This window comes from Novipirellula aureliae (assembly GCF_007860185.1).
GTDB lineage: Bacteria > Planctomycetota > Planctomycetia > Pirellulales > Pirellulaceae > Novipirellula_A > Novipirellula_A aureliae.
In genome coordinates, this window is the sequence record NZ_SJPY01000003.1 from 256,235 (window position 1) to 277,781 (window position 21,547).

Here is a 21,547-nt window from a genome sequence, read left to right on the forward strand (position 1 = left end):
TAAACTGGGCAAAAAACGAGCAAAATGTCATCAAATCGGTGGCAAATCGGCTCGAGCGAGCTGTTTTTACGGAAAACACTGTAAAACGTTGCCTTTTTGCCCCAAAGGCGGGTTGCGTTTACGGTGGTTTGGACATAACACTTTGCCGATACGAAACTGCGAGCAACGAAGCTCGAAACCAAACCAGTCACACTTTCAAACGCAAAGGTTGTCGCACAATGGCAAAAGCCGCACCCGTAAAGGCTCCGACGAAGACTCAAATTTTGGCTAACATCGCTGAGCAAACTGAATTAACCAAGAAGGACGTTGCTGCTGTTTTCGATGCATTGACTGTCGAAATCGAGAAGTCCTTAGCAAAGGGAGGCCCTGGCCAATTCGCAATCCCGGGCCTTTGCAAGATTGTCTTGAAAGACGTTGAAGCGAAGCCCAAGCGAAAGGGTCGCAACCCTGCCAACGGAGAGGAAATCTGGCTCAACCCAAAGCCAGCGAGCAAGAAGCTTTCCATTCGTCCGTTGAAGGGCTTGAAAGAAATGATCTAACGATCTTTTCGGAAGCTCGGTTACTGCGATAACCGACTTGACTTACAGCGAAGCCTCGTGTGAAAGCACGAGGTTTTTTCGTTGATGTCCCACACGCCTCAACCCTAATCCCGTTTTGCTGGCTTCAATTCACTACCGTACGGAAACCAAGGCACTTATTTCTTGCATCGACCCGCCGTCTCATCTATCCTCTAGATGACAGGATCACAACAAATTTCAACTTGAAGACGCATCCATGAAAGACGGTTTCCTCCCAACCACGCATCAACGACTCGTTCTTGCCTTCCTCGCCTTGCCGCTTACTTTTTCCGCTCAGGTCATCGCCGCGGATGAGAAGCCGGCGGTCCCTGTGTTCAAAGATGGTGAAGCACAAATCGTCGAGGGATTTAAAGATCCCGACTATTGGATTCGTCATGATTTATGGGTGGAGACAGAATTCGATTCCGATGGCGATGGAAAGCTCGATCGGATGCACGTCGACGTGACGCGTCCTCGGCAAACCGAGAACGACGGATTGAAGTTGCCGGTTGTCTACAACAGTAGTCCTTACTTTGCGGGAACGGGCGCAGACGAGCCAGAGAATTTCTGGAATGTGCGACAAGAACTTGGCGAGAAACCGCCTGAGCGGAAACCTTTTCCTGCGACCAAGCGAACGGGGATGCGGCCAATCATCTCCAAAAGACACATCAAGGATTGGGTCCCGCGTGGTTACATCGTCGTGCACTCCTCTTCGCCTGGGACGGGCCTTTCCGAAGGCTGCCCAACGGTGGGTGGTGACAATGAATCGTTAGCTCCTAAGGCGGTTATCGATTGGCTTTGTGGGCGTGGCAAGGGCTTTACGACGCCCGATGGCGATCAACCCGTTACGGCCTATTGGTGTACCGGTAAAGTTGGCATGACCGGAACGTCCTACAATGGCACCATTCCATTAGCTGCAGCGACCACCGGTGTCGACGGGCTCGAAGCAATCATCCCAGTCGCCCCCAATACGTCCTATTACCACTACTACCGGTCGAATGGGTTGGTCCGACACCCATACGGTTATTTGGGCGAGGATATTGATTTCTTGTACGACTACATTCACAGCAGCAGCGGACCGCGCCGTAGCTATTGCGATTGCAACGTTCGAGATAAAGAGATGCTGGGACAGTTCGATCGCGAGAACGGTGACTACAATGAATTTTGGGCCGGCCGCGATTACCTAAACGACCTTGAACCTTTCAAGGCAGCGCTCTTGATGTCGCATGGCTTCAATGATTGGAACGTTGTGCCTGAGCATAGTTTTCGAATTTACGAAGCGGTGAAGGCCAAAGGTGTACCGGCACAAATTTTCTATCACCAGGGTGGCCATGGCGGACCGCCGCCGATAAAGCTCATGAACCGTTGGTTCACTCGCTATTTGCATGGCATTGAGAACGACGTCGAAAAGGATCCTCGGGCGTGGATTGTTCGCGAAGAGGACGAGCAAGATAAACCGACCGCCTACGACGACTATCCCAACCCAGCGGCATCGCCAGTGGACTTTCACCTCGGACGCGGCGCGCCGCAGCAAGGCACTTTGTGGACCACGAAGATCGAGAACCAAGGCACCGAAACCATTGTCGATAACTTTTCGTTCAGTGGTGCCTCGCTCGCACAAGCGGAGTTCACCGACCATCGTTTGATGTTTGTCACTCCAACGTTGACCAAGCCAGTCCATTTGTCGGGAACCCCTAAGATCACGATTAGATTGGCGTGTGATAAGCCTGCCGCTAACTTGTCGGTTTGGCTGGTTTCACTGCCGTGGAATGGAAAGGAGCATGCAAAGATTACCGACAACATTATCACTCGCGGATGGGCGGATCCACAAAACTACCGTTCGATGACCGAGAGTGAACCACTTGAACCAGGCCGATTTTATGAACTGACGTTTCCACTCCAACCTGATGATCAAGTGATTCCCGAAGGCCAGCAGATTGGGCTTATGATCTTTTCGAGTGATCGAGACTTTACGCTCCACCCCAATCCAGGTACCAAGCTAACGATCGACCTTGATGCCACGAAGATCATGCTGCCAATCGTCGGCGGCGTGGAAGAATTCAATCGTTCGTTGTAGATCGAATTAGCACTGGATCTTGCGGAAGATTCTTCCGCATCAGGGATCTTTAACAAGATCCACGACTGCCAACCCTCATTCTCAACCCTGACAAAGTACGAGACGCGAAAACGGTAACCTGAGCCAATCGGTGGGCGCTATCCAGTGGGCGCTATCAGCATCCAGTGGGCGCTATCAGCATCCAGTGGGCGCTATCAGCTCAGAGAGCTGGGCGACCTGGCAGCTTCGCCGTCTTACGCTAGTTCTTCACGTTTTTTGGCGATCAAACGGAGCAATGCCTGTTGCGGTTTGATAAACTTATCGACCCCTTCGGCCAACAGGAACTCGTGCATTGCTGCGACATCAAGCTTTTCATCAATTTCCGCTTGGACGGCTTGGCTTGGCATTTGATCGAGGGTGTGGGAAAACGTGATCCCACTTTTTTGCACCGCTTCGTTTAGTTCCGGTGGATTGGTTTGAATATCGCTACCAGCGATTGCTTCGACATATTTTGTCGGAGAATCGCTGGGGTCTTTCGTACCGGTACTAGCAAAGATCAGTTCCTGCTGCAGCGGCAACCCCTTATCGGCCCAAAACGACTGATTCAATTTCCAAATTCGTTTTGCGTTTAGCAGCCCAACTTGGCCTTGCGCCTCGCTGGACAACGATTCCAAATGTTTACTTGTGAAAACATCGATACGAGAGATAAAAATACTGTAAACGCTCTTAAAGCGATTGAGGTCCGAACGTCTCTGAGCCCCACGCCAAATGGCATCGCGGGATCGGGTGTATTGATCTTCGGTAAACATGAGCGTCACGTTAAGCGTCACGCCTGCGGCAGCGAGTTCTTCAAGGGCATCGATTCCAGCCTCGGTTGCTGGTACTTTGATCATCCGGTTTGTGTGACCTTTGGCCCAGCGTTTACCAAGTTCGATGTATTTCGCGGTTCGCTCGGCCGTCGAAAGCGGTCCGTCTGGATCTTCGAGCAGGGGATCGAGTTCAAAGCTAACCCAACCTTCATTTCCGCCGCTGCGTTTGTAGATTGGCAAAAACTTTTCTTCCGCTTCACTGACGAGTTGGTCTGTCAGTTGCCAGGCGATCGCTTCGTCATCGAGCCCGCTTTTTAACAAGCTTTCGACTTCGGCATTCCGGCTGCCCGAATCGATGATCGCGCTAATAATCGCAGGATTGCTGGTCGCCCCCGTTGCTCCCCACCCGAGACTCTTGTCGACCTCCGCTGGTTCGACGGAGTCGAGAAACAATTTAGTGCCAGTTTTGAGAAGTGTTTCGAGTGGTGACATATTTGTTATTGGGATAGAGGACAATTGGACGAGCCGTTTGGGCGATCGCCATCATTTTCAATGAAGCGGGCTGATGCTGCCGCCTCAACTGGTTGCGAAATCGATAGGACGCCCGCAGAACTTAGCTTAGCCGGAAAGATGCCGACTCACTACCAGTTGCATCGATTTAGAATTTGCTTAGAATTTCGGCAACGGACGGTTGGTCGAGTCTGGTTTAAGGCACCGGTTTTGAAAACCGGCGTGCGCGAAAGCGTACCGGGGGTTCGAATCCCTCACCGTCCGCCTTTAGCGTAAAGCGTTTCCCTCCTCAAGCTCTTGACTTGAAAATGAATACCACGCCCCGGCAATCGCAATATGTGGGCCACCTCCGCTCTCTTTCGAGCTCGTATCGATGGGTAACCCTTACCACCATTCTTGTGCTTTTCTGTAACGGCTGCGGCAAAAACGAGTCCGGCTCAAAAGTGGCCGACGAAGGAAAGCAGACAAGCCAACGCGTTCAGTCTGTTGCCCAAGTCCTCAACGACAATCCCGACGATGTCGCAGCTCTGCGTGAAGCAGGTCATCTCTTACAAACGAACAAGGTCGGTAATGTCACCGAGTTGACGATCGCTAGTAGTGAAAGCGTCGCGGATTTGCTTCCGCATTTATCGGGGCTTCCCAATGTGGAAGTGGCTCGTTTTACGGGACCGGGCATTGTAGATGAAGGCATGTCGGCGATCGAAGAATGGAAAAATATCAAACGGCTCGATTTGAGCGAATCAGCGATCACCGATAGGACTCTCGAATCAGTCGGAAAACTGGATTCGTTAGAAGTATTGATCCTGCGGCGAACCGCGGTTAGCCAGGCGGGGCTGGCAAAGTTAAGCAAGTTAAAAAAATTGCGCGCAATCGATTTACGAAACACCAACGTTGAAGACGAAGCGATGACCGAACTTGCAAAACTGACCTCGCTATCCGATATCCAATTGGAAAAATCGAAAATTACGGACAAAGGCGTTTTGGAATTATCAGAGTTGCCACTGAAGTCGTTCAATGCAAATGCATGCACACCCTTGAGCAACAAAACTCTCGAAGTCCTTGGCGGAATGGAAAGCCTTGAATCGATCCAACTCGACACCACCAGGATCGACGATCGAGGCATGCCTTCTTTGAAAAACCTTGCGAAACTGAAGCGACTTCGAATTCGCAACACCGATGTCACAGGAGCTGGTTTTCAGGCAATTGCCGGTCTGAAAAATATAGAGCGTTTCGAATTGCGAGACAGTTCGGTAGATGACGAGGCACTCGATGTGATCTCTTCGCTACCCAAAGTGACTTATCTCGACTTATCCGAATGCCGCCTCATCTCCGCCGAAGGCCTCAAAAGGATCGGCAAATTGACCGGCCTTGAGTACCTCGGCCTTTGGAGCACAGCCACGGATGACGAAGTAGTTGCTGCGTTTAGTGAGCTGTCCAATTTAAAGACACTCGACTTGAAGAGCACCCGGATTAGCGATGAGGCGATCGAGACGCTGCTAAAACTACAAAGCCTTGAAGACCTGAATGTCGCTGGAACTCGACTAACGGACGATGGATTCCGTCAACTTGCAGCATTACCAAATTTGAAGGTGCTGAATGTTGCGAACACTTCAATTGGTTTCGATGTCATTGATGACCTGATTGAAAAGTACCCCAACTTGCAAATCGCCGAATCGGACCTCTAGGCATTCCTCCAAACCTAAACGGAAACCTGAATTCAAGGCACTTATATCAAAGGGCCAAGCACCATTTTGCGACCCCTAGCCAAATTGGTACAAGAAGGATGCCTGCCAACGAAGTTGGTAGAACAACTCGCAATGCCGTGGAAGTGTCGCGGTTGTAGAGTCGCACAAGAACGATCGGAAAGACCGCGGCAGGCATCGCAGCCTCTAACATGACCACCATTCGCATGTCGTCCGTCATCTGCTTCGTCCACAAGCCCACGGCGATTGCAATCCCAAGCATGAGAAGAGGCAGCAACAGCTGGCGTACTGCAATGGCCGAAAGGATCACGGGTGTCGATCCCTTCCATTGGCAATCCTTCACGTAGTCGACAAGGATTGCACCGCTAAGAATCAAACCCATCGGGACTGCGCATCGACTGACCATGTGCAGTGCCCCGGTCAGTGACACAGGGATCCACTGATTGGCACCGAACGAGCAAACGAGGAAAGAGATGGCTACTGCAATTACCGGAGCCGTCAAAATGGCTTTGTGCCAACTCGTTGTCCCACCGATTACATAGATCCCCACGCTCCACAACGCCATGTCCACTCCGACATTGTGCAAAATAAGATCAACCACTGCTTCGGGATAGAATTGGGTTGCCAGGGGCAGCGGTATGAAACCGTAGTTGCAAATCCCCGCACACAATGCAAACGTCCGCTGTTTCGAATCGGTATCGAGGCCTACTCTCGCACCAAAGCGTCGCGCCAATTTCCATGACAAAACAAACCCCAATGTCGTAAAACCAAACCCAAATAGAGGCGGGAACCATGCCGACGAAATCGAATGCTCGGAACCACCGAGTAAAATCCGGTCAGCGAACAATGCAGGAATCAGTATTTTCGCAGTCAGATTCGCGAGTGACACGTCGGCTTCTTCGTTGACCCAGCCCAGCAGGCGGCAGATGCCGCCGATGCCAATCACAAGAAAGACGCCCAATAGACTTGCAATGATTGGCCAGAGCTCGGAAAACATGACAATGAATGATTGCGAATTGGAAATGAGTTAAATTCGTTTTCAAAAGTAGACCGCGAAATGACCTGGCCGACTAGCATACGCGTGGCACAGGCTTCTAGCCTATGATTCACTAGGCGGACAGCAGGATTTTTTAGACCCGACGCGTAAGCGAGGAACACTCCAATCGAATCACATGAACACTTATCGTCTACATCATCTCGTTGTTTTGTTTGCTTCCGTCCGCGCGACCAGTGTTTTTGCAAAACGATTCCTAGCATCGAGAACAAAACCAACGTCTTAATTCTCCAGCATCGTCGCGAACGATTCCACCGCTTCAATACGGCACGAATCGTCAAGGAGTCGCTTCAACGAGTTCGTTTGATTTGTGAGCACAATACCGATTTGGCCAGACACGTTGAATCGTTAACACTTTCGCAGCGAGCAGGGATTCTTTACCCGAGTGACGATGCGAGATTGCTTGAAAATCTATCACCGAGTGAGCGTCCCGATCAATTGATCATTCTCGACGGAACGTGGCATCACGCGAAAACGATGATGCGAGATATCCCCCGATTGAGAAGACTGCCACGATTTCGCCTAGCTCCTGCATCACCGGGACGCTACCGTATTCGCCGCGAACCGAACGCGTTTGCGCTCTCAACACTCGAAGCAACCCTATCAGCGTTACAAGCACTTGAGCCTGAACTCGAGAGACTTGATCAATTAATGATGGTGTTCGACAAAATGGTTGACCGCCAAATTCAATACACTCAACCCAACAGCCAAACGGATTGGCGACGCAATCAAAAACGTCGTGCTGGATCGGCAAACGTGCCACGGATATTAGCAGACGACTTGAAGAACGTGGTGGTTGCTTATGGTGAACAAGAGCGGGTTGAAAAGCTTCGCGGACGAGCAAGACGACTTCAAAAACCAAAACCCGTCTTTTGGACCGCTCAGCGATGTGTGACCGGCGAAGTGTTCCGAGTGGCGATCAGATCGAACTGTCTGAACGAGGCCGATTTTGCCGATCGCTTAGGCATTGGCAAAGAGCAACTTGAAAATGCGGTGTCGCTCGAAACCTTTATCTCGATGTGGCACTCTTTTTTACGGCCTTTGGACAAGGTTGCCGTTTACCATCCCTCAACGGCCAAGTTGTTGCGAAACGCGAGCAATGATTTGAATACAGATTACATTCTGAAATCGGTCCATCTTGCCGACCGTATCGCCGGAGGAACCTTGGATGACTTCATTGCTGCGCATCAATTGCCGACAAGTCCCCGCGATGATAGCCGAGCGTCACAGCGTCTTGCCAACCTTGTCGCATTTGCGGAGTATCTATCGAATCAATATGGCGGATGACTTCAAAGCCCAAGCCAGCTAGACTAGGTAGCTTCGTATTGTAGCCTTCCCGCCTCACGAGCATCTATCATGAACCCTCGCACCTTGCTTGCCTTTATTGCCTGTTCCTTCGCGTGCGCATCGTCCCATGCCTTGGACCCATCGATATCCTCGCTACTGCGTCCACAACTATCCGAAGACGGAAAAACAGAGTTTGAAGCAATGCTCAGTCGTGGTTACAAGCCACTCTTCAATGGTCAGGATTTATCAGGCTGGCGAAACCCCTATCCACACGGTGAAGCAGAGGTCGTCGATGGTGAAATTCATTTGAAGGGAAACAATAAGTTTTTCTTGGTTACTGACAAGACGTATTCGGACTTTCGGATCAGCGTTGAAATCCATCTCCCCGAGGGGCCTGCGAATTCGGGAGTGATGTTTCGATGTCATGTCGATCCCGAAAAAGAAAAGATGGTGTACGGCTACCAAGCCGAATGTGATGGATCGGAACGTCGCTGGTCAGGCGGCCTGTTTGACGAGTCGCGGCGTGGTTGGATATGGCCGAGTACCCCAGGGCGTTCGGAACCGAAATTCCTAAAACATGAAAAGGAATCGAAAGCTGCTTTTGCTACGCCCACGATTCGTGATGCTCTCAACCGCAATGGATGGAATCGTTTTGAGATCACTTGTTTTCAAAACCAAATAACGATTGAACTCAATGGTGTAAAAACGGTGCAGTGGAAAGATACAATGGATGCAAGCGGTTTCATTGCCATTCAGCACCACGGTGAAAAAGGACAGACGTATCGATTCCGCAATCTGTTCATTAAAGAACTACCCAACATCGTCGCCACCGAAGCGGTTGAAATTATTGAGCAATCGCCGGTTCACGTTACGAAGATCGATAAAGATTTCACGCTCGTCGATTTCGGCAAAGTGGCGTACGGCAACATCGCCGTCACGCTGCCCAAGTCAGCCCCCTTTCAAGGGACAATGCACTTTGGTGAAAAATTGAGCAAGGGTCGAATCGATCGTAATCCACCTGGAACGGTTCGCTATGGAAAAAGCGAATACACAACCGAAAAAGCAGAGTCGGATAAGTTCATCATCCCGGCACCCGTGAATGTGAAAAATATCGAACAAACGGGCAACCATCCTCCCGCGGTCTTGACGCCGAACGAATGGATGCCGGTCATGCCGTTTCGATGGGTGGAAGTTGAGGGCTGGCCCGAAGAATTGAAGCCTGAATCGATCGTTCGCAGGGCAGCGTTCGCGAAAGGATTTGATGACAATGCCAGCTCGTTTGAATGCTCTGAACCTCTTCTGAATCGGATTTGGGAACTATGTAAATACAGTATCAAAGCGACCACATTCGCGGGCGTATACGTCGATGGCGACCGCGAAAGGATTCCATACGAAGCCGATGCTTATTTAAATCAGCTAAGCCATTACGCGGTCGATGATGACGTACAAATGGCGGCTCGGACTTTTGATTGGCTGATCGAAAATAGCACATGGCCCACCGAATGGGCACCGCACATGGTCTTGATGGCTCATGCCGAGTGGATCGACAAAGCGGATGGAAAGTGGTTGTCTCAACGATACGAGTCATTGAAAATGAAGACGCTGCTCGACCGTAGCGGACCGGATGGGCTGGTTCGCAGCAATCAATCGCAGCAGCAGAGAGACGACATTGTTGATTGGCCTAGGGGTGAGCGTGATCATTACGTGTTCACGGAAATCAACACGGTCGTCAATGCGTTTCACATTGAAGCCATGAAGAAGATGGCTGTGATGGCCCGTGCGGTGGGTAAGGAAAAAGACGCAGAACGATTTGAAGGTCGTGTCGAGCTTGCGACATCAGCGTTCCAGAAAAATTTGTTCAATGAGTCGACCGGCCTTTTTCGCGATGGCGTGGGAACGGACCATAGCAGCGTTCATGCCAATTTCTTTCCTCTCGCATTTGGAATTGTCCCTGTCGACAAAGTCGATGGCATCGTCGATTGGCTTTCGAAACAGCCGATGCGATGCTCCGTTTATGCGGCTCAGTATCTACTCGATGCACTATTCACGCATGGTGCTGACCAAAAAGCGATCGACTTGATCTTGGCTCCAAACGACCGAAGCTGGAAACACATGGTTGAAAGCGGAACAACCATTACTTGGGAAGCATGGGATTTGAAGTACAAGCCCAATCAGGATTGGAATCACGCCTGGGGAGCCGCTCCAGCGAATCTGCTTCCGCGATATGTGCTCGGCGTTCAGCCTGCATCGCCGGGATGGACGCGGGCGACGATTCGTCCTCACGTGGGTAACCTCTCATATGCCAGAGGAAAAATCCCGACTCCGTTTGGTCCGATCACGCTGGATTGGAGGAACGAGTCAACGTTCCAACTTGATGTGAATCTGCCACCAGGAATCGAAGCGGATCTCGAGGTTCCTGCGCCGGAAAATTCGACACGGGTGCTCGTCAACGGCAAACGGGTAGAAGCGTCTCAGAGGAACGACCGTTGGATTCTCAATAAAGCCGTCACCGGGAATGTTCAAGTGAACGTCGAGTAGTTGAGGCTCCCTAGCGGTACGTCAAGGTCTCGTTTTAGGGTAGTGGACGACCAACCCTGACTTTTGATATGGACAAAGCACTAGCGTCGAATGGGAACAAGCGTTGGAAATATTCCGGAACGAGTTCCGACAACAAACGAATTTAGATGGATCGTGTTTTTCGCGATTGCTGGTTAAAATGTTGGCATGAACCATCAAGAACAGGGCAAACGCAAAAGGGCTTCCGTGAAACGTCCTAAAAATTCGGCGAAAAATGGCCGAGCAAAACCAACACCGACGAAGTTGCGGGTAATCGGCGGCGATATGCGCGGTCGGCCGATTGAGTATCACGGCGAAGAGTTCACTCGCCCAATGAAGGATAACATTCGCGAGAACCTCTTCAACATCCTCGGACGTGCCGTTCGCGGCGCAATCTGTTTTGACATGTTCGCGGGAACGGGGGCGTTGGCGATCGAATCGCTCAGCCGGGGAGCGATATCAGCGGTTGCGATTGAGCAATCCAACCGAGCGGCAAGCTACATCCGCAAGACGACAGAATCGCTTTCGATTGAATCGAAGGTCAAGATCTTGGTGGGCGATGCATTTCGTTGGAGCGAACAGGTGCTAATTCCACCCGCCGATCCCGATGACCCTTTGATTGGTGTTCCATGGATCGTGTTTGTCTGCCCGCCCTATATCCTCTGGGAAGAGGAACTGGGGAAGCTAAATCAGATCATCAATCGAGTTTTGACAAACGCGCCGCCTGGAAGCGTACTCGTGGTCGAAGCCGAAAAGAAGTTTGATATCGAGTCGCTGCCCAAGGGGGAGTGGGACGTGAGGGTCTACGGAAACACGCAGTTGGCCTTTATCGAGCCCGCAATGACCTGCGGCATGCGGTTATAAAATCAGCTAACATCGCGTCGCGGCAAAGGAACGATCGCACCCTCAAAACTCGGCGATTTGGTAGGCTCGAGAGCGGAACAAGAAATCAATCAAATTACCTTCATGTGGTTGCAACCAATTGAGCCGATTTGTTGGTATCGGGCCAACATTCAATCGATCGATATCGGTACTATTTCCCGCCGCTTTGATTAGCGACTCATCTCGGCTTAAAAGCGTGCCTACCAACGTCGAACCAATGCGGCCAAGCATTTCGGACTGCGGGCATTTGATGACCGAAACAAATGGGAACATGTATTCCTTGGTCGCGACTTGGCGATCAGGCGAATCAGCGTGCACGACCATTGGACGCAAATACGCACAATACTCTCGCTCGATTAATTTTTCCCCATACTCGGCCGTCATATCGATCACGCCGTTCTCCGCTAAATCCTGTTTGACCATCGCGTCGGTTCCTGTTGCCATGGCGGCGACGGTAAATGCGGCCAACTCTGCTTGCGGATCGCTTGGGGGGCGGACATCGATCGGTCCAATACGTTCGGCGATCGCTTTGGCAATCGCTTCGGTATGTCGACTCGCCCAAATCCCCGAGCAGTTGATACAACTTCGTCCAGAATTACTGAGGACACTTTCGACCATCATGTCGAGATGGGATTCCCAATCATCAACGACATCGTCCCCAATAAGGATTTTTGAGAACCCCGGCCCATGCGCTTGGACGCGAGGATTACCAGCATGCTGATCAACGGTATGGGCACTTCCAAAAATCATACTGCGTTTGGATTTCGCCATGATCGCACCCCCGACATCGTGATCACCAGGATAGAGCGAGAACGCTTCGGCGGGGATGCCGGCTTCGATAAACGCCGAGATCATGCGATAGGGGGTCCATGGTTCCTGGGAACCCGGCTTTAGGACGAGTCCGATTTGCAGTGGCACCGCGGGCAGCCAAAGTGTGTGTACGCCGGGCGAGTTATTGGGCAGAATGGCACCCAGGACAGGTGTCTGCACCTGATAGCTAACCGTCACGCCGCGTCCCTCTTCGCCGTAACCTTTCGATAAAATCGATAGGTCCAAGCCACGCGTCAAACACTCTAAAATATGTCCAATGTTCTTTAGAACGAAACTATTCTTGGCCATGTTCGAACGGCACATATGCTCGGGCAATCCCGTGCTAGCCGATTGCTGGTGAACAAAATCGTCAACACTCTGGGTGGAATCTCCAACCTTTAAGTCACCCTGTTCGAATAAATTGGCAGCTTTCTGACAGCGAGCAATCAAATCGTGCGGTGTTAGTTGAAGCAAAGCGTCGCGGGCCTTTTGCGCTTGGCGCATATCACGCCCCACGATACCACTACCAACGGTTCCAACCTTGGCAATCGGTTGGCCGGTGTCAAAATGAACAACTTCTTTGAAGTCAAGCGAATCATAGGGTTTCCCCCATCGCAAAGGGCTTAAAGTAATCATGGGCTTAGTAGACTCCGACCGTCGTGGCGCTGGCTAGTTGGTGGAACGGTCGTACGCCGCTAACCCCGTCCCAAGGATAGAGATCAAATGGTGCTTCTCGTTCGCCTTCGTCGCGTTCCATAAATCCAGGCACAAAGAACTCATCGGTCAAGGTATACAGCTTGACTCGCCCGGTCTCTCCATAGCCAACCACTTGATCATAATCATCAAACTGGACGACTTCGGTAGCGGCACGCGGTTGCGGGGCATAATAGGAAATCTTGTAACCGTCTTCAGCACGAATCGGCTTGCTGCAGGCCAATCCCATCAGCGTGTTTCCATAGGTTGGCGTCATGTAAATGCCGCTCTCTTGGGGAGCGCCACCAAAGAGTTCTTCGACACAAAACCGAGTCCATTGAGGTGTGAATTCGGTCCCGCCAGAGAAAATACCGGTGATCCCGACCTCGGAAATACTGGTCCCCTTTTCCTCGAGCGCTTCGCAGAGAGCTTCGAGTAGTTTTGGCGTCGCAAACATGCACTTCACATCGTGGCCAGCCGTCAGGATCGTAACCGCTTGATCGATGCAATGTTTTTTGTATTCCTCGAGATGCTCCATCCAGCCTTTCTTGATCAACTTGACGACCCAGCGTGGATCAAGATCGATACAGAAACAGATACCACCACGGTGCTGTGCTAAGTGTTCAACCGCCAACCTCAACCGCCGCGGACCGCTGGGACCAAGCATGAGCCAATTGGAGCCCGTTGGAAAATATGTTTCAGGTAGCGTGCTGCTAAACAGTTCGTAGTCCTTCCAATGGTCTTCGATAACCATACGGCTCTTGGGAACCCCGGTCGTGCCTCCTGTTTCGAAGACGTATACCGGCTTGCCAGCGTGCCCCTGCGGAACCCAGCGTTGAATTGGCCCTCCGCGAAGCCATTCATCCTCAAATAGCGGGAACTTCTTCAAATCATCAAACGATTTGATGTCCGTTAATGGATCAAAGTTCAATTCTCGTTTTTTCTCTAGCCAAAACGGGCTGCCGGTATCGTCATGGAAATGCCAATGGACGGTTCGCAGCGTATGCTCGTTTAGCGCATCCCTGGCAGCATCAACTTGCGGAATCATATCGGAATTGACTTTTTGATCGGCTTCGGGCATTGACGTGGTCTCGGAGTGATTCGGAAAAAGCGTTTGGATTTTCCAGTCTGTTTTAAACGTCGAAAACGGAAATTGGAAGACAGCGACCGTCACCTTTCACGATATCCCCAAAATTCGCTGCATCGACATAATACCGTATTGGCAAGCTTAGGGTGCTGCACCAAAAAAATCTCGCCATAAAAAAAACCACCGCGAAAACGCAGTGGCTTTTCAAAGTTGTCAAGCACGTTTAAAAGACCGCAAAGAAAGGCGATCGTCAAGGTGCGAGTGGATATTGGCTACAGTGACGAAGGGGATGCAGGAGGAGGAACAATGATCGTCTGGTTGTCATCGTCATCGTCGCTTGTCGCGGCAATGATCCCAGCAATTCCCGCTACACCCGCCAATGCACCGATTCCACCGCCGCCGAAACCACCACCACCGCCGCCACCGTAACCACCGCCGCCGCCGTAACCGCCACCACTCACGCCAAGTGGATCACCATATCCGACCGGGGCGGATTCAACCAATCCTTCATCGAGAAGGATCACACCATCGTCTTCGGTATCGTCAAATTGGATACCGTCTGGACTTGGTGCGACCTGCATCGAGAGCATCGGACTAGGTGCCTGCAGCAAACTGCTAGCAAGTCCGACAAGATGTTCCTGGTCGCTGCCTAGGTTCGCCCCATCGAATCGAAGACCGTTTGCCGGCGAGTTCGCCGCAAAGCCATCTTCCACTAGCTCAAAGCCAGCAAAACCGACGCCTGCAGCACCCACAGCCATGATCCCGTAATTCCCAGCTGGCAAATTCTCAACACGGAACAATCCTTGGTTGTCGGTAAGACTGCGAGCAAGCACTTCCTCGTTTCTGACGATGAAAACGTTCATCATCCCGGCGGGAACCAATTCATTTTTCCAAGTTCCAGCCGCCAAAACGAGTCCGGTTAACCCGCCGTCAACACGTTGCACCTGACTGTATTGATTGCTTACCACTCGCTGGGCCAACTTGCGAAATCCAGTAATGGGAAGCGATGCAGCCGGTTGGTTTTTTAACGGCGACATATAGCGGATCAGGGCCGACTTAAGCACGGTCCAATCAACATTTGCCGCAGCCAATTCGACCTTGCTCGGAAAGTCTGCACCTTCAACTTTGCTGGCATCGAGTACGTGCATGGCGCTGCAAGCATAAACGCCGTCAGCTTGTGCGGTCATCGAATAGACCCCCGCGCCAACATTCTCAATGGCAAACTCACCCATCTCATTTGCTTGAGCATGCACCACCTCACCCGATTGCCCACGCAACGCGATCATGGCATTCGACACACCCGTTATTTGATTGTTGCCCGATGGCAGAATCACCCGACCTACCAATAACCCAGGCTGCTTTGGACAAACCCATTGATTAAACGTCAATGGGGTTTCCATGCGAACACCAGCAGACAGCGTTTCGTCCGTTGGTGTTACATCTTGCGCCTGCGCAGACGACAGACAACCAAAGGAAACTGCCAAAAGCAGCCAACTGGAAAACAGAAGTCTCATAATAGTGGCCTTAGTTCTAGAGCGATCAAAAAATGATTGGGTGGTTATATTTGTTCGCGAAGTTCCGCGAATCTGTGACAAACAGGAAAGTTGGGCAATGCACCCGACCTAATGATAAGTGAACGAAGAACGAAACTCAAGCATTGATTCTCACATTTTAACTTGCATTTTTCTTTTTATGCTATCATCAACGTTTTCGCTAAGATTTGCCCCCATTTAGGGCCTGAAAGAGAAGCTTTAGGGCCTGAAAGAGAAGCGTCCTGGGCTTTGTCACCGCTTTATTTTAGCCCGGATGATTCATTAGCCGTTTTGGCGATAGCGGCCTGCTGATTTAATCGTTTAACGCTTAGCCGAAGGCGTCAGCTTTTCCAAAAGCGGTCGCCTATGGCTTGGCGTTAAATAATAAGTCGAGTCAAACCGATTAAATCAGCAGGCCGATAGCCACGGCTGCATGATTTGTCGTGTGAACCGTGGCTAACGGGCTGTCGATTTAATCGTTTAACGCTTAGCCGAAGGCGTCAGCTTTTCTATAAGCGGTCGCCTATGGCTTGGCGTTAAACAATCAGTCGAGTCAAACCGATTAAATCGACAGCCCGTGAACGAGCCGGCTTATGAACGAGCCGGCTTATGAACGAGACGGCTTATGAACGAGACGGCCACGGACTACGGGCGACTGCAAGGCGATCGTCTAGGGAGAAGCTGGGGATGCCGGTGGAGGAACAACAATCGGCCGATAGTCGTCGTCGTCATCGTCACTCGTTGCGGCGATAATGCCAGCGATACCGGCTAAACCAGCGAGTGCACCGAGCCCACCGCCGCCGCCGAATCCACCGCCACCTCCGCCACCGTAGCCGCCACCGCCGCCGCCATAGCCGCCACCGCCGTAGCCACCCGCTCCGAGCGGATCGCCGAAACCGCCTGCGAATGGATCGACAATGGAACCATCCGCAGCAATCGCGCCCTCTGCTCCGCAGCCACAATCGCATCCGTCCATCATCTGTTCGCCACCACAGCAATCGCCCGCAACCAAGGGTGCTTCTTCGACGATGATCTCATCGACACACTGAATGACTTCGGGGCAAGGAGCCACTTGCATCTGGAACGAGTGGCAATGGCGTCGCTGCAGATGTCGACCAAAAAGACCGACAAGTTGTTCCGACGGATCGCCTTCGGTCGTCTGGCCCAATGGTTGGTCTTCGAGCGGGGCAGCTTCGGTCAATTCGAAACCGGCGAGTCCAACGCCAGCGGAACCGACAGCTAACAGGGAATACTCACCCGCAGGCAAGTCGTTCACTTGAAATTCCCCTTCTTCGTCCGTCACGCTTCGAGCGACCGTTTCCCCATCTTTAACGATAAATACGTTGATCAGATCCGCGGCGGCCAAATCATTTTCCTGCGTTCCCGCCAACATGATCACGCCTTTCATACCACCATTGATGCGTTCGACGCGGAAGTATTCGCTGCTAACCACTCGCTTAGCCAGTGTGTCAAAATGCGAGTCCGGCAGGGCAGATGCCAATTGGTTGCTGGCCGGTGGGACGTAACGGACGATCGCCGTTTTCACCATGGTGTAGTCAACGTTTGCGGCGGACAGTTCGACCGAGTTGGGGAAGTTTGCACCATCCACCTTCTCCACATCGAGCACGTGCATTGCACAGCAGGCAAAGACGCCGTCGGCCTTGGCCGTCATCGAATAAACACCGGACGAGACGTTTTCGACGCGAAACTCTCCCGCCTCATTCGTCTGGCCGTGAATCGTCTCTCCCTCGTAGCGACGAAGAGCGATGGCTGCGTTCCCCACTGCCTTGGCATCGCCGTTGGCCGAGGGCAGAACCACGCGGCCAACCAAGACGCCTGGCTCATCTGGGCAAACCCATTGGCTTAAGGTGAGAGGGGTAACGACACCCGCACCTGTTGGCGACGCATCGCTTTGAATCTCGCCAACATCTGCCGATGCGGGCGACAAACAACACACGGATGCCAGTAGAAAAAGCCAACTTGCAAAAAGTAACCTCATGCTAAAACCTTGTTGTAAATGATTCGGTAGACAGCTTGGTGGAAATGTCGCATTCGGACCTGTTTTTAAGTGAACAAAATACTAACTGAACAAATAAAAAAACTCAACCATTTGACTTGGAAAAATCGGAATCTTCATCAAATCCAGTTCATTCTCTCTGAGAGAGGTGCGAAAAACCCCAGACGTGAACCGGCATCCTGGACGAGTGGCCTCAGCTTGGAAGGCGAAAAAGACGGGAAAGTTCCCGCAAAAGACAATCATGATTTCATAAAAAATCGCTGGATTTTGTTTTCCGTCTGCGGTTCCATGCCGAATCACTCACTCAACACCGATCATCCCGTTGCCAATTCTAGCTGAAATCGCTAGCCTTTTCGGAGCATGGCCTGCTGTTTCCCAATCGAGCGGACAGCGGTCCTTGATGACTATCTCTCACGCTCCTTCCCTTTCCATTTTTTCGGCCATTGCCAACGTGATTGCCTCGAACCAAATCGCTCCGAATCTTGCTTCCCAGTTGCCCGCGGAGCAGCGCATCGTCATTACGGGCATCGGCTTGACTTCGCCCAATGGCAATGATTGGGAGTCGTACCGCCAGGCGCTGCTAGAACATCGCAGCGGGGTTCAGCCCTACGAGATCCGCTATTTTGGCAAAACGTTGGCCGGGCTCTGTGATTTTGACACCAAACGTTATCAGACCAAGAAGGATTTGCGGCGGGGAACGCGAGCTGGCAGCGTCGGCATCTATGCTGCGAGTGAAGCGATTGCCCACAGCGGTCTCGATTGGGAGAACGTCGATCGTTCTCGAGTTGGCATCTATATCGGTGTGACCGAACATGGCAACGTCGAAACCGAGAACGAAATCTACATCATCAAAGGCTTTGATTACGACACCAGTTGTTGGTCGCATCACCACAATCCACGCACCGTAGCGAACAATCCGGCCGGTGAAATCGCATTGAGCTTAGGGATCACCGGGCCGCACTATACGATCGGTGCCGCCTGCGCCGCTGGCAACGCCGGACTGATCCAAGGTGCGCAAATGCTTCGGCTTGGCGAATGCGATCTGGCCATTGCGGGAGGCACGAGCGAAAGTGTTCATACGTTTGGAATCTTTGCAAGTTTTAATAGCCAAAATGCCTTGGCGACGCATGACGATCCGGCCCGCGCATCACGTCCATTTGACAAAGACCGAAATGGAATCGTGGTTTCCGAAGGGGGCTGCATCTACACGCTCGAACGATTGAGCGACGCCAAGGCTCGCGGTGCTGAAATCTATGGTGAATTGGTGGGCTACGCCATCAATACGGACGCGACCGATTTCGTGTTGCCCAACCCTGAGCGGCAAGCTCAATGCGTGCGGTTGGCCCTAAAGCGAGCCGGATTGGAAGCGAATCAAATCGATCTCATCAGCACTCACGCAACGGGAACCAATAGCGGAGATATTCAAGAGTGCAAGGCGCTGCGGGAAGTTTTCGGGCAAGTAAGCACGGTTCATATTAACAACACAAAGAGTTATATTGGCCACGCGATGGGGGCTGCTGGTGCCCTCGAACTCGCCGGTAACCTACCCTCTTTCAAGGACAAGGTCGTTCACCCGACAATCAACGTCGATGAACTCGACCCCGAATGTGACTTGCAAGGCTTGGTGATCAATGAAGCGAGACAGGTTCCCCGAGTCGACTATATTTTAAATAATTCATTCGGCATGCTGGGGATCAATTCGGTCGTCATTATCGGTCGATTTTGATTCTGCGGTCCACTTCCTACCACTAGACATCAACGATTCGTACTGGTTTGTCGCTAAACTGAGTGGACGTAACAATCCACGAATCGATCCTTTTTGAAATTTGAGTTAACTGAGCAAATGACGCCCGCTGAAATCCGAGAAGAAATCCTCGACATCCTCGAAGACATCTCGCCCGACGATGACATGGAAAACCTTGATGACGATCAATCATTCCGTGAACAACTCGAACTCGACAGCATGGACTTTCTGGATATTGTGATGGAGCTTCGTAAGCGCCACCGCGTACAAATTCCTGAAGAGGATTACGGGAATTTGGCTAGTATGAATTCGACGGTAGCTTACCTTGAACCAAAAATGAAGGACATCGTGAAGTAGTCCACTTTGTACGACACCATCATTATCGGCGCGGGAATGAGTGGCTTGGCAGCCGGTATTCGGTTGGCTCATTTCGATCAACGCGTCTGTATTCTCGAACGTCACTACACCATTGGTGGCCTTAACTCGTTCTATCGGCTTGGGGGTCGAGATTACGATGTGGGGCTTCACGCAATGACCAACTTTGCCAAAAAAGGGACGAAAAAGGGACCGCTCGCGAAACTCATTCGCCAACTTCGGTTTCGCTGGGAAGATTTTAAGATGGCAGAGCAAATCGGTTCCTCGATCCGATTTCCTGGCGTGTCCCTCGACTTCAATAACGATTTCGCACTGCTCGAACAAGAGATCACTGAAGCCTTTCCTGGCCAGATCGATGGGTTTCGCAAACTCTGTAGTGAACTGCTCGACTACAGCGACATGGACGGCCAAGACCCTAGCTTTATGCGCTCGGCTCGCGAAGTCATGGCGATTCACCTAAGTGATCCACTGCTGATCGAGATGCTGCTGTGCCCGTTGATGTGGTATGGAAATGCTCGCGAAGAGGATATGGATTTTGGCCAGTTTTCCATCATGTTTCGAGCCTGCTATCTAGAAGGTTTCGGACGCCCCTTCAAAGGCGTTCGGGTCATCTTGAAAAACCTGGTACGCAAGTTCCGAGGACTGGGGGGCGAACTAAAACTGCGGAGCGGGGTGTCTCGGATCCATGTCGAGAATGGCCAAGCGGTCGGAGTGGTACTCGATGATGGTACCGAAATCCAAGGCAAACGGATCTTGTCTTCAGCCGGAAACGTCGAAACGCTCCGACTGTGTGACGACATTAGTGAAGTGGATGTTGCCCGAGCAGGAAAATTATCATTCATCGAATCGATTTCGATCCTCGATCGGATGCCCAAAGATCTTGGCTTTGACCGCACGATTGTGTTTTACAACGATAGCAATCGTTTTCATTGGCAACGACCCGAACATTCACTTTGCGATGTGCGCACCGGCGTGATTTGCTCACCCAACAATTATGTGTTTGACGCTGAGGAAGGGGAACTACCGGATGGCGTGATTCGCATCACGACGTTAGCCAACCATGATCGGTGGTGCGAGCTTCCCGAAGCAAAATACAATGCGGAAAAAGCGATCCAGTACGATGCGGCAATCGAATCATCGGTCCGTTTCATGCCCGATTTCCGTCGCCACGTTATCGATACGGATGTCTTTACACCAAAAACGATTCGCCGGTTTACTTGGCATGACAACGGTGCTGTCTACGGTGCCCCGGACAAGCAACTCGACGGCACAACACACCTATCGAATCTGTTCTTGTGTGGAACCGATCAAGGCTTCGTCGGTATTGTCGGTGCAATTCTAAGCGGCATCAGCATGGCAAACCGTCACTGTATGCACCCTTAAAGTCGCTCCGTTGCCTCCCGTCCTCCATCAAGCGAAACTTGACGGGGAAACATTTTCAGTAACCGTTCACGCCCTTCGGCCATGAATGGCTACATTTTCTTTTAAGCCCTTTGTGCTCTTTTGTAGCAGCAATAAAGCTAGCCCGGATCTCGCCAACGAATGGCAAAAACGCGAACGCAAATGGTCGCGGAGAATTGCTTCCCAGCAGAGCCCTATCCGCCGGTCAAGTCTTTGCGTGGTAATCGGGTCAATTGCATCAAGCAACTGCTTGCTGACTTAATTCGGATCGCTTTCGGCGACGCTCTTCTCGATCCGCCGCGAGCTTCCTGTCACGCTCGGTAATAACCTTTTTCTCTTTCCCTGCGAGTTTTGCGTACGGCGTCACATACTCCGTCACTGCACGACGAGCGTCGTCGATGTTACAAATCCCAGTAAGGCGAATCCAATCACACTTGGTCGTTCGGTGGTAGCGTTCGATTTCACCGGCCATGC

Annotated in this window: 16 protein-coding genes and 1 tRNA gene; 10 read left to right on the forward strand and 7 right to left on the reverse strand. The window is 51.6% G+C overall.

Features of this window, described 5'->3' with window-relative positions:
• The first annotated feature begins 218 nt into the window (after positions 1 to 218).
• Both Q31b_RS10265 and Q31b_RS10270 read left to right on the forward strand, forming a co-directional pair.
• Positions 219 to 539 (forward strand): HU family DNA-binding protein, encoded by a 321-nt coding sequence (locus Q31b_RS10265; protein ID WP_146599602.1) that lies wholly within the window; start codon positions 219 to 221, stop codon positions 537 to 539.
• A gap of 235 nt (positions 540 to 774) precedes the next feature.
• The gene (locus tag Q31b_RS10270) at positions 775 to 2,634 is read left to right on the forward strand and encodes a Xaa-Pro dipeptidyl-peptidase (protein WP_146599603.1); all 1,860 of its coding nucleotides are present in this window, start codon (positions 775 to 777) and stop codon (positions 2,632 to 2,634) included.
• Between the two features lie 233 nt (positions 2,635 to 2,867).
• Here Q31b_RS10270 and Q31b_RS10275 read toward each other — a convergent pair whose 3' ends face one another.
• The gene (locus tag Q31b_RS10275) at positions 2,868 to 3,914 is read right to left on the reverse strand and encodes a transaldolase family protein (protein ID WP_146599604.1); all 1,047 of its coding nucleotides are present in this window, start codon (positions 3,912 to 3,914) and stop codon (positions 2,868 to 2,870) included.
• A 193-nt stretch (positions 3,915 to 4,107) separates the two neighbouring features.
• On the opposite strand from Q31b_RS10275, the gene Q31b_RS10280 reads away from it, so the two are divergent.
• Together Q31b_RS10280 and Q31b_RS10285 are read left to right on the forward strand one after the other, a co-directional pair.
• Positions 4,108 to 4,196, forward strand: a tRNA-Ser gene (locus Q31b_RS10280).
• Positions 4,197 to 4,330: 134 nt separating this feature from the next.
• Positions 4,331 to 5,617, forward strand: a complete 1,287-nt coding sequence (locus tag Q31b_RS10285) for a leucine-rich repeat domain-containing protein (protein ID WP_197171314.1) — start codon at positions 4,331 to 4,333, stop codon at positions 5,615 to 5,617.
• Positions 5,618 to 5,663: 46 nt separating this feature from the next.
• On the opposite strand, the gene Q31b_RS10290 is transcribed toward Q31b_RS10285, so the two are convergent.
• Positions 5,664 to 6,632 carry an AEC family transporter gene (locus Q31b_RS10290; RefSeq protein WP_146599606.1) on the reverse strand — a complete coding sequence of 323 codons (969 nt, stop codon included), beginning with the start codon at positions 6,630 to 6,632 and terminating at the stop codon, positions 5,664 to 5,666.
• Between the two features lie 165 nt (positions 6,633 to 6,797).
• Between Q31b_RS10290 and Q31b_RS10295 the strand changes: the two genes are divergently transcribed.
• The 3 genes from Q31b_RS10295 (at position 6,798) to Q31b_RS10305 (ending at position 11,396) form a co-directional block, all read left to right on the forward strand.
• On the forward strand, positions 6,798 to 7,976 hold the full coding sequence (locus Q31b_RS10295) for a tRNA-uridine aminocarboxypropyltransferase (RefSeq protein ID WP_146599607.1): 1,179 nt from the start codon (positions 6,798 to 6,800) through the stop codon (positions 7,974 to 7,976).
• A gap of 69 nt (positions 7,977 to 8,045) precedes the next feature.
• A complete protein-coding gene (locus Q31b_RS10300) occupies positions 8,046 to 10,514 on the forward strand; it encodes a family 78 glycoside hydrolase catalytic domain (RefSeq protein WP_146599608.1) in 2,469 nt (822 codons plus the stop codon).
• A 225-nt stretch (positions 10,515 to 10,739) separates the two neighbouring features.
• Entirely contained in the window at positions 10,740 to 11,396 is a 657-nt protein-coding gene (locus tag Q31b_RS10305; protein WP_231617453.1) for an RsmD family RNA methyltransferase, read from the forward strand.
• Positions 11,397 to 11,438: 42 nt separating this feature from the next.
• On the opposite strand, the gene Q31b_RS10310 is transcribed toward Q31b_RS10305, so the two are convergent.
• From Q31b_RS10310 to Q31b_RS28125, 4 genes are all read right to left on the reverse strand, one after another.
• Complete coding sequence (locus tag Q31b_RS10310) at positions 11,439 to 12,860, reverse strand: aldehyde dehydrogenase family protein (RefSeq protein ID WP_146599610.1); 1,422 nt, start codon at positions 12,858 to 12,860, stop codon at positions 11,439 to 11,441.
• 4 nt (positions 12,861 to 12,864) lie between these two features.
• Positions 12,865 to 13,998 (reverse strand): hypothetical protein, encoded by a 1,134-nt coding sequence (locus tag Q31b_RS10315; protein ID WP_146599611.1) that lies wholly within the window; start codon positions 13,996 to 13,998, stop codon positions 12,865 to 12,867.
• Between the two features lie 278 nt (positions 13,999 to 14,276).
• Positions 14,277 to 15,518 carry a carboxypeptidase-like regulatory domain-containing protein gene (locus Q31b_RS28120; protein ID WP_197171316.1) on the reverse strand — a complete coding sequence of 414 codons (1,242 nt, stop codon included), beginning with the start codon at positions 15,516 to 15,518 and terminating at the stop codon, positions 14,277 to 14,279.
• Between the two features lie 688 nt (positions 15,519 to 16,206).
• Entirely contained in the window at positions 16,207 to 17,535 is a 1,329-nt protein-coding gene (locus Q31b_RS28125) for an MSCRAMM family protein (protein WP_197171318.1), read from the reverse strand.
• Positions 17,536 to 17,953: 418 nt separating this feature from the next.
• Here Q31b_RS28125 and Q31b_RS10335 point away from each other — a divergent pair, with 418 nt between their 5' ends.
• From Q31b_RS10335 to Q31b_RS10345, 3 genes are all read left to right on the forward strand, one after another.
• Complete coding sequence (locus Q31b_RS10335; RefSeq protein ID WP_146599612.1) at positions 17,954 to 19,279, forward strand: beta-ketoacyl-[acyl-carrier-protein] synthase family protein; 1,326 nt, start codon at positions 17,954 to 17,956, stop codon at positions 19,277 to 19,279.
• Between the two features lie 117 nt (positions 19,280 to 19,396).
• Positions 19,397 to 19,654 (forward strand): acyl carrier protein, encoded by a 258-nt coding sequence (locus Q31b_RS10340; protein WP_146599613.1) that lies wholly within the window; start codon positions 19,397 to 19,399, stop codon positions 19,652 to 19,654.
• A gap of 6 nt (positions 19,655 to 19,660) precedes the next feature.
• Positions 19,661 to 21,055 carry a phytoene desaturase family protein gene (locus Q31b_RS10345; protein WP_146599614.1) on the forward strand — a complete coding sequence of 465 codons (1,395 nt, stop codon included), beginning with the start codon at positions 19,661 to 19,663 and terminating at the stop codon, positions 21,053 to 21,055.
• Positions 21,056 to 21,311: 256 nt separating this feature from the next.
• Here the strand turns inward: Q31b_RS10345 and Q31b_RS10350 are convergent, their stop codons facing one another.
• Entirely contained in the window at positions 21,312 to 21,545 is a 234-nt protein-coding gene (locus Q31b_RS10350) for a hypothetical protein (RefSeq protein WP_146599615.1), read from the reverse strand.
• Positions 21,546 to 21,547: the final 2 nt, after the last annotated feature.

Excerpts from the sequence above, each read along its gene's own strand:
- Q31b_RS10265 (WP_146599602.1), top strand. The coding sequence starts at position 219 with ATGGCAAAAGCCGCACCCGTAAAGGCTCCGACGAAGACTCAAATTTTG.
- Q31b_RS10270 (WP_146599603.1), top strand. The coding sequence starts at position 775 with ATGAAAGACGGTTTCCTCCCAACCACGCATCAACGACTCGTTCTTGCC.
- Q31b_RS10275 (WP_146599604.1), bottom strand. The coding sequence starts at position 3,914 with ATGTCACCACTCGAAACACTTCTCAAAACTGGCACTAAATTGTTTCTC.
- Q31b_RS10290 (WP_146599606.1), bottom strand. The coding sequence starts at position 6,632 with ATGTTTTCCGAGCTCTGGCCAATCATTGCAAGTCTATTGGGCGTCTTT.
- Q31b_RS10300 (WP_146599608.1), top strand. The coding sequence starts at position 8,046 with ATGAACCCTCGCACCTTGCTTGCCTTTATTGCCTGTTCCTTCGCGTGC.
- Q31b_RS10310 (WP_146599610.1), bottom strand. The coding sequence starts at position 12,860 with ATGATTACTTTAAGCCCTTTGCGATGGGGGAAACCCTATGATTCGCTT.
- Q31b_RS10315 (WP_146599611.1), bottom strand. The coding sequence starts at position 13,998 with ATGCCCGAAGCCGATCAAAAAGTCAATTCCGATATGATTCCGCAAGTT.
- Q31b_RS28120 (WP_197171316.1), bottom strand. The coding sequence starts at position 15,518 with ATGAGACTTCTGTTTTCCAGTTGGCTGCTTTTGGCAGTTTCCTTTGGT.
- Q31b_RS28125 (WP_197171318.1), bottom strand. The coding sequence starts at position 17,535 with ATGAGGTTACTTTTTGCAAGTTGGCTTTTTCTACTGGCATCCGTGTGT.
- Q31b_RS10335 (WP_146599612.1), top strand. The coding sequence starts at position 17,954 with ATGACTATCTCTCACGCTCCTTCCCTTTCCATTTTTTCGGCCATTGCC.
- Q31b_RS10340 (WP_146599613.1), top strand. The coding sequence starts at position 19,397 with ATGACGCCCGCTGAAATCCGAGAAGAAATCCTCGACATCCTCGAAGAC.
- Q31b_RS10350 (WP_146599615.1), bottom strand. The coding sequence starts at position 21,545 with ATGGCCGGTGAAATCGAACGCTACCACCGAACGACCAAGTGTGATTGG.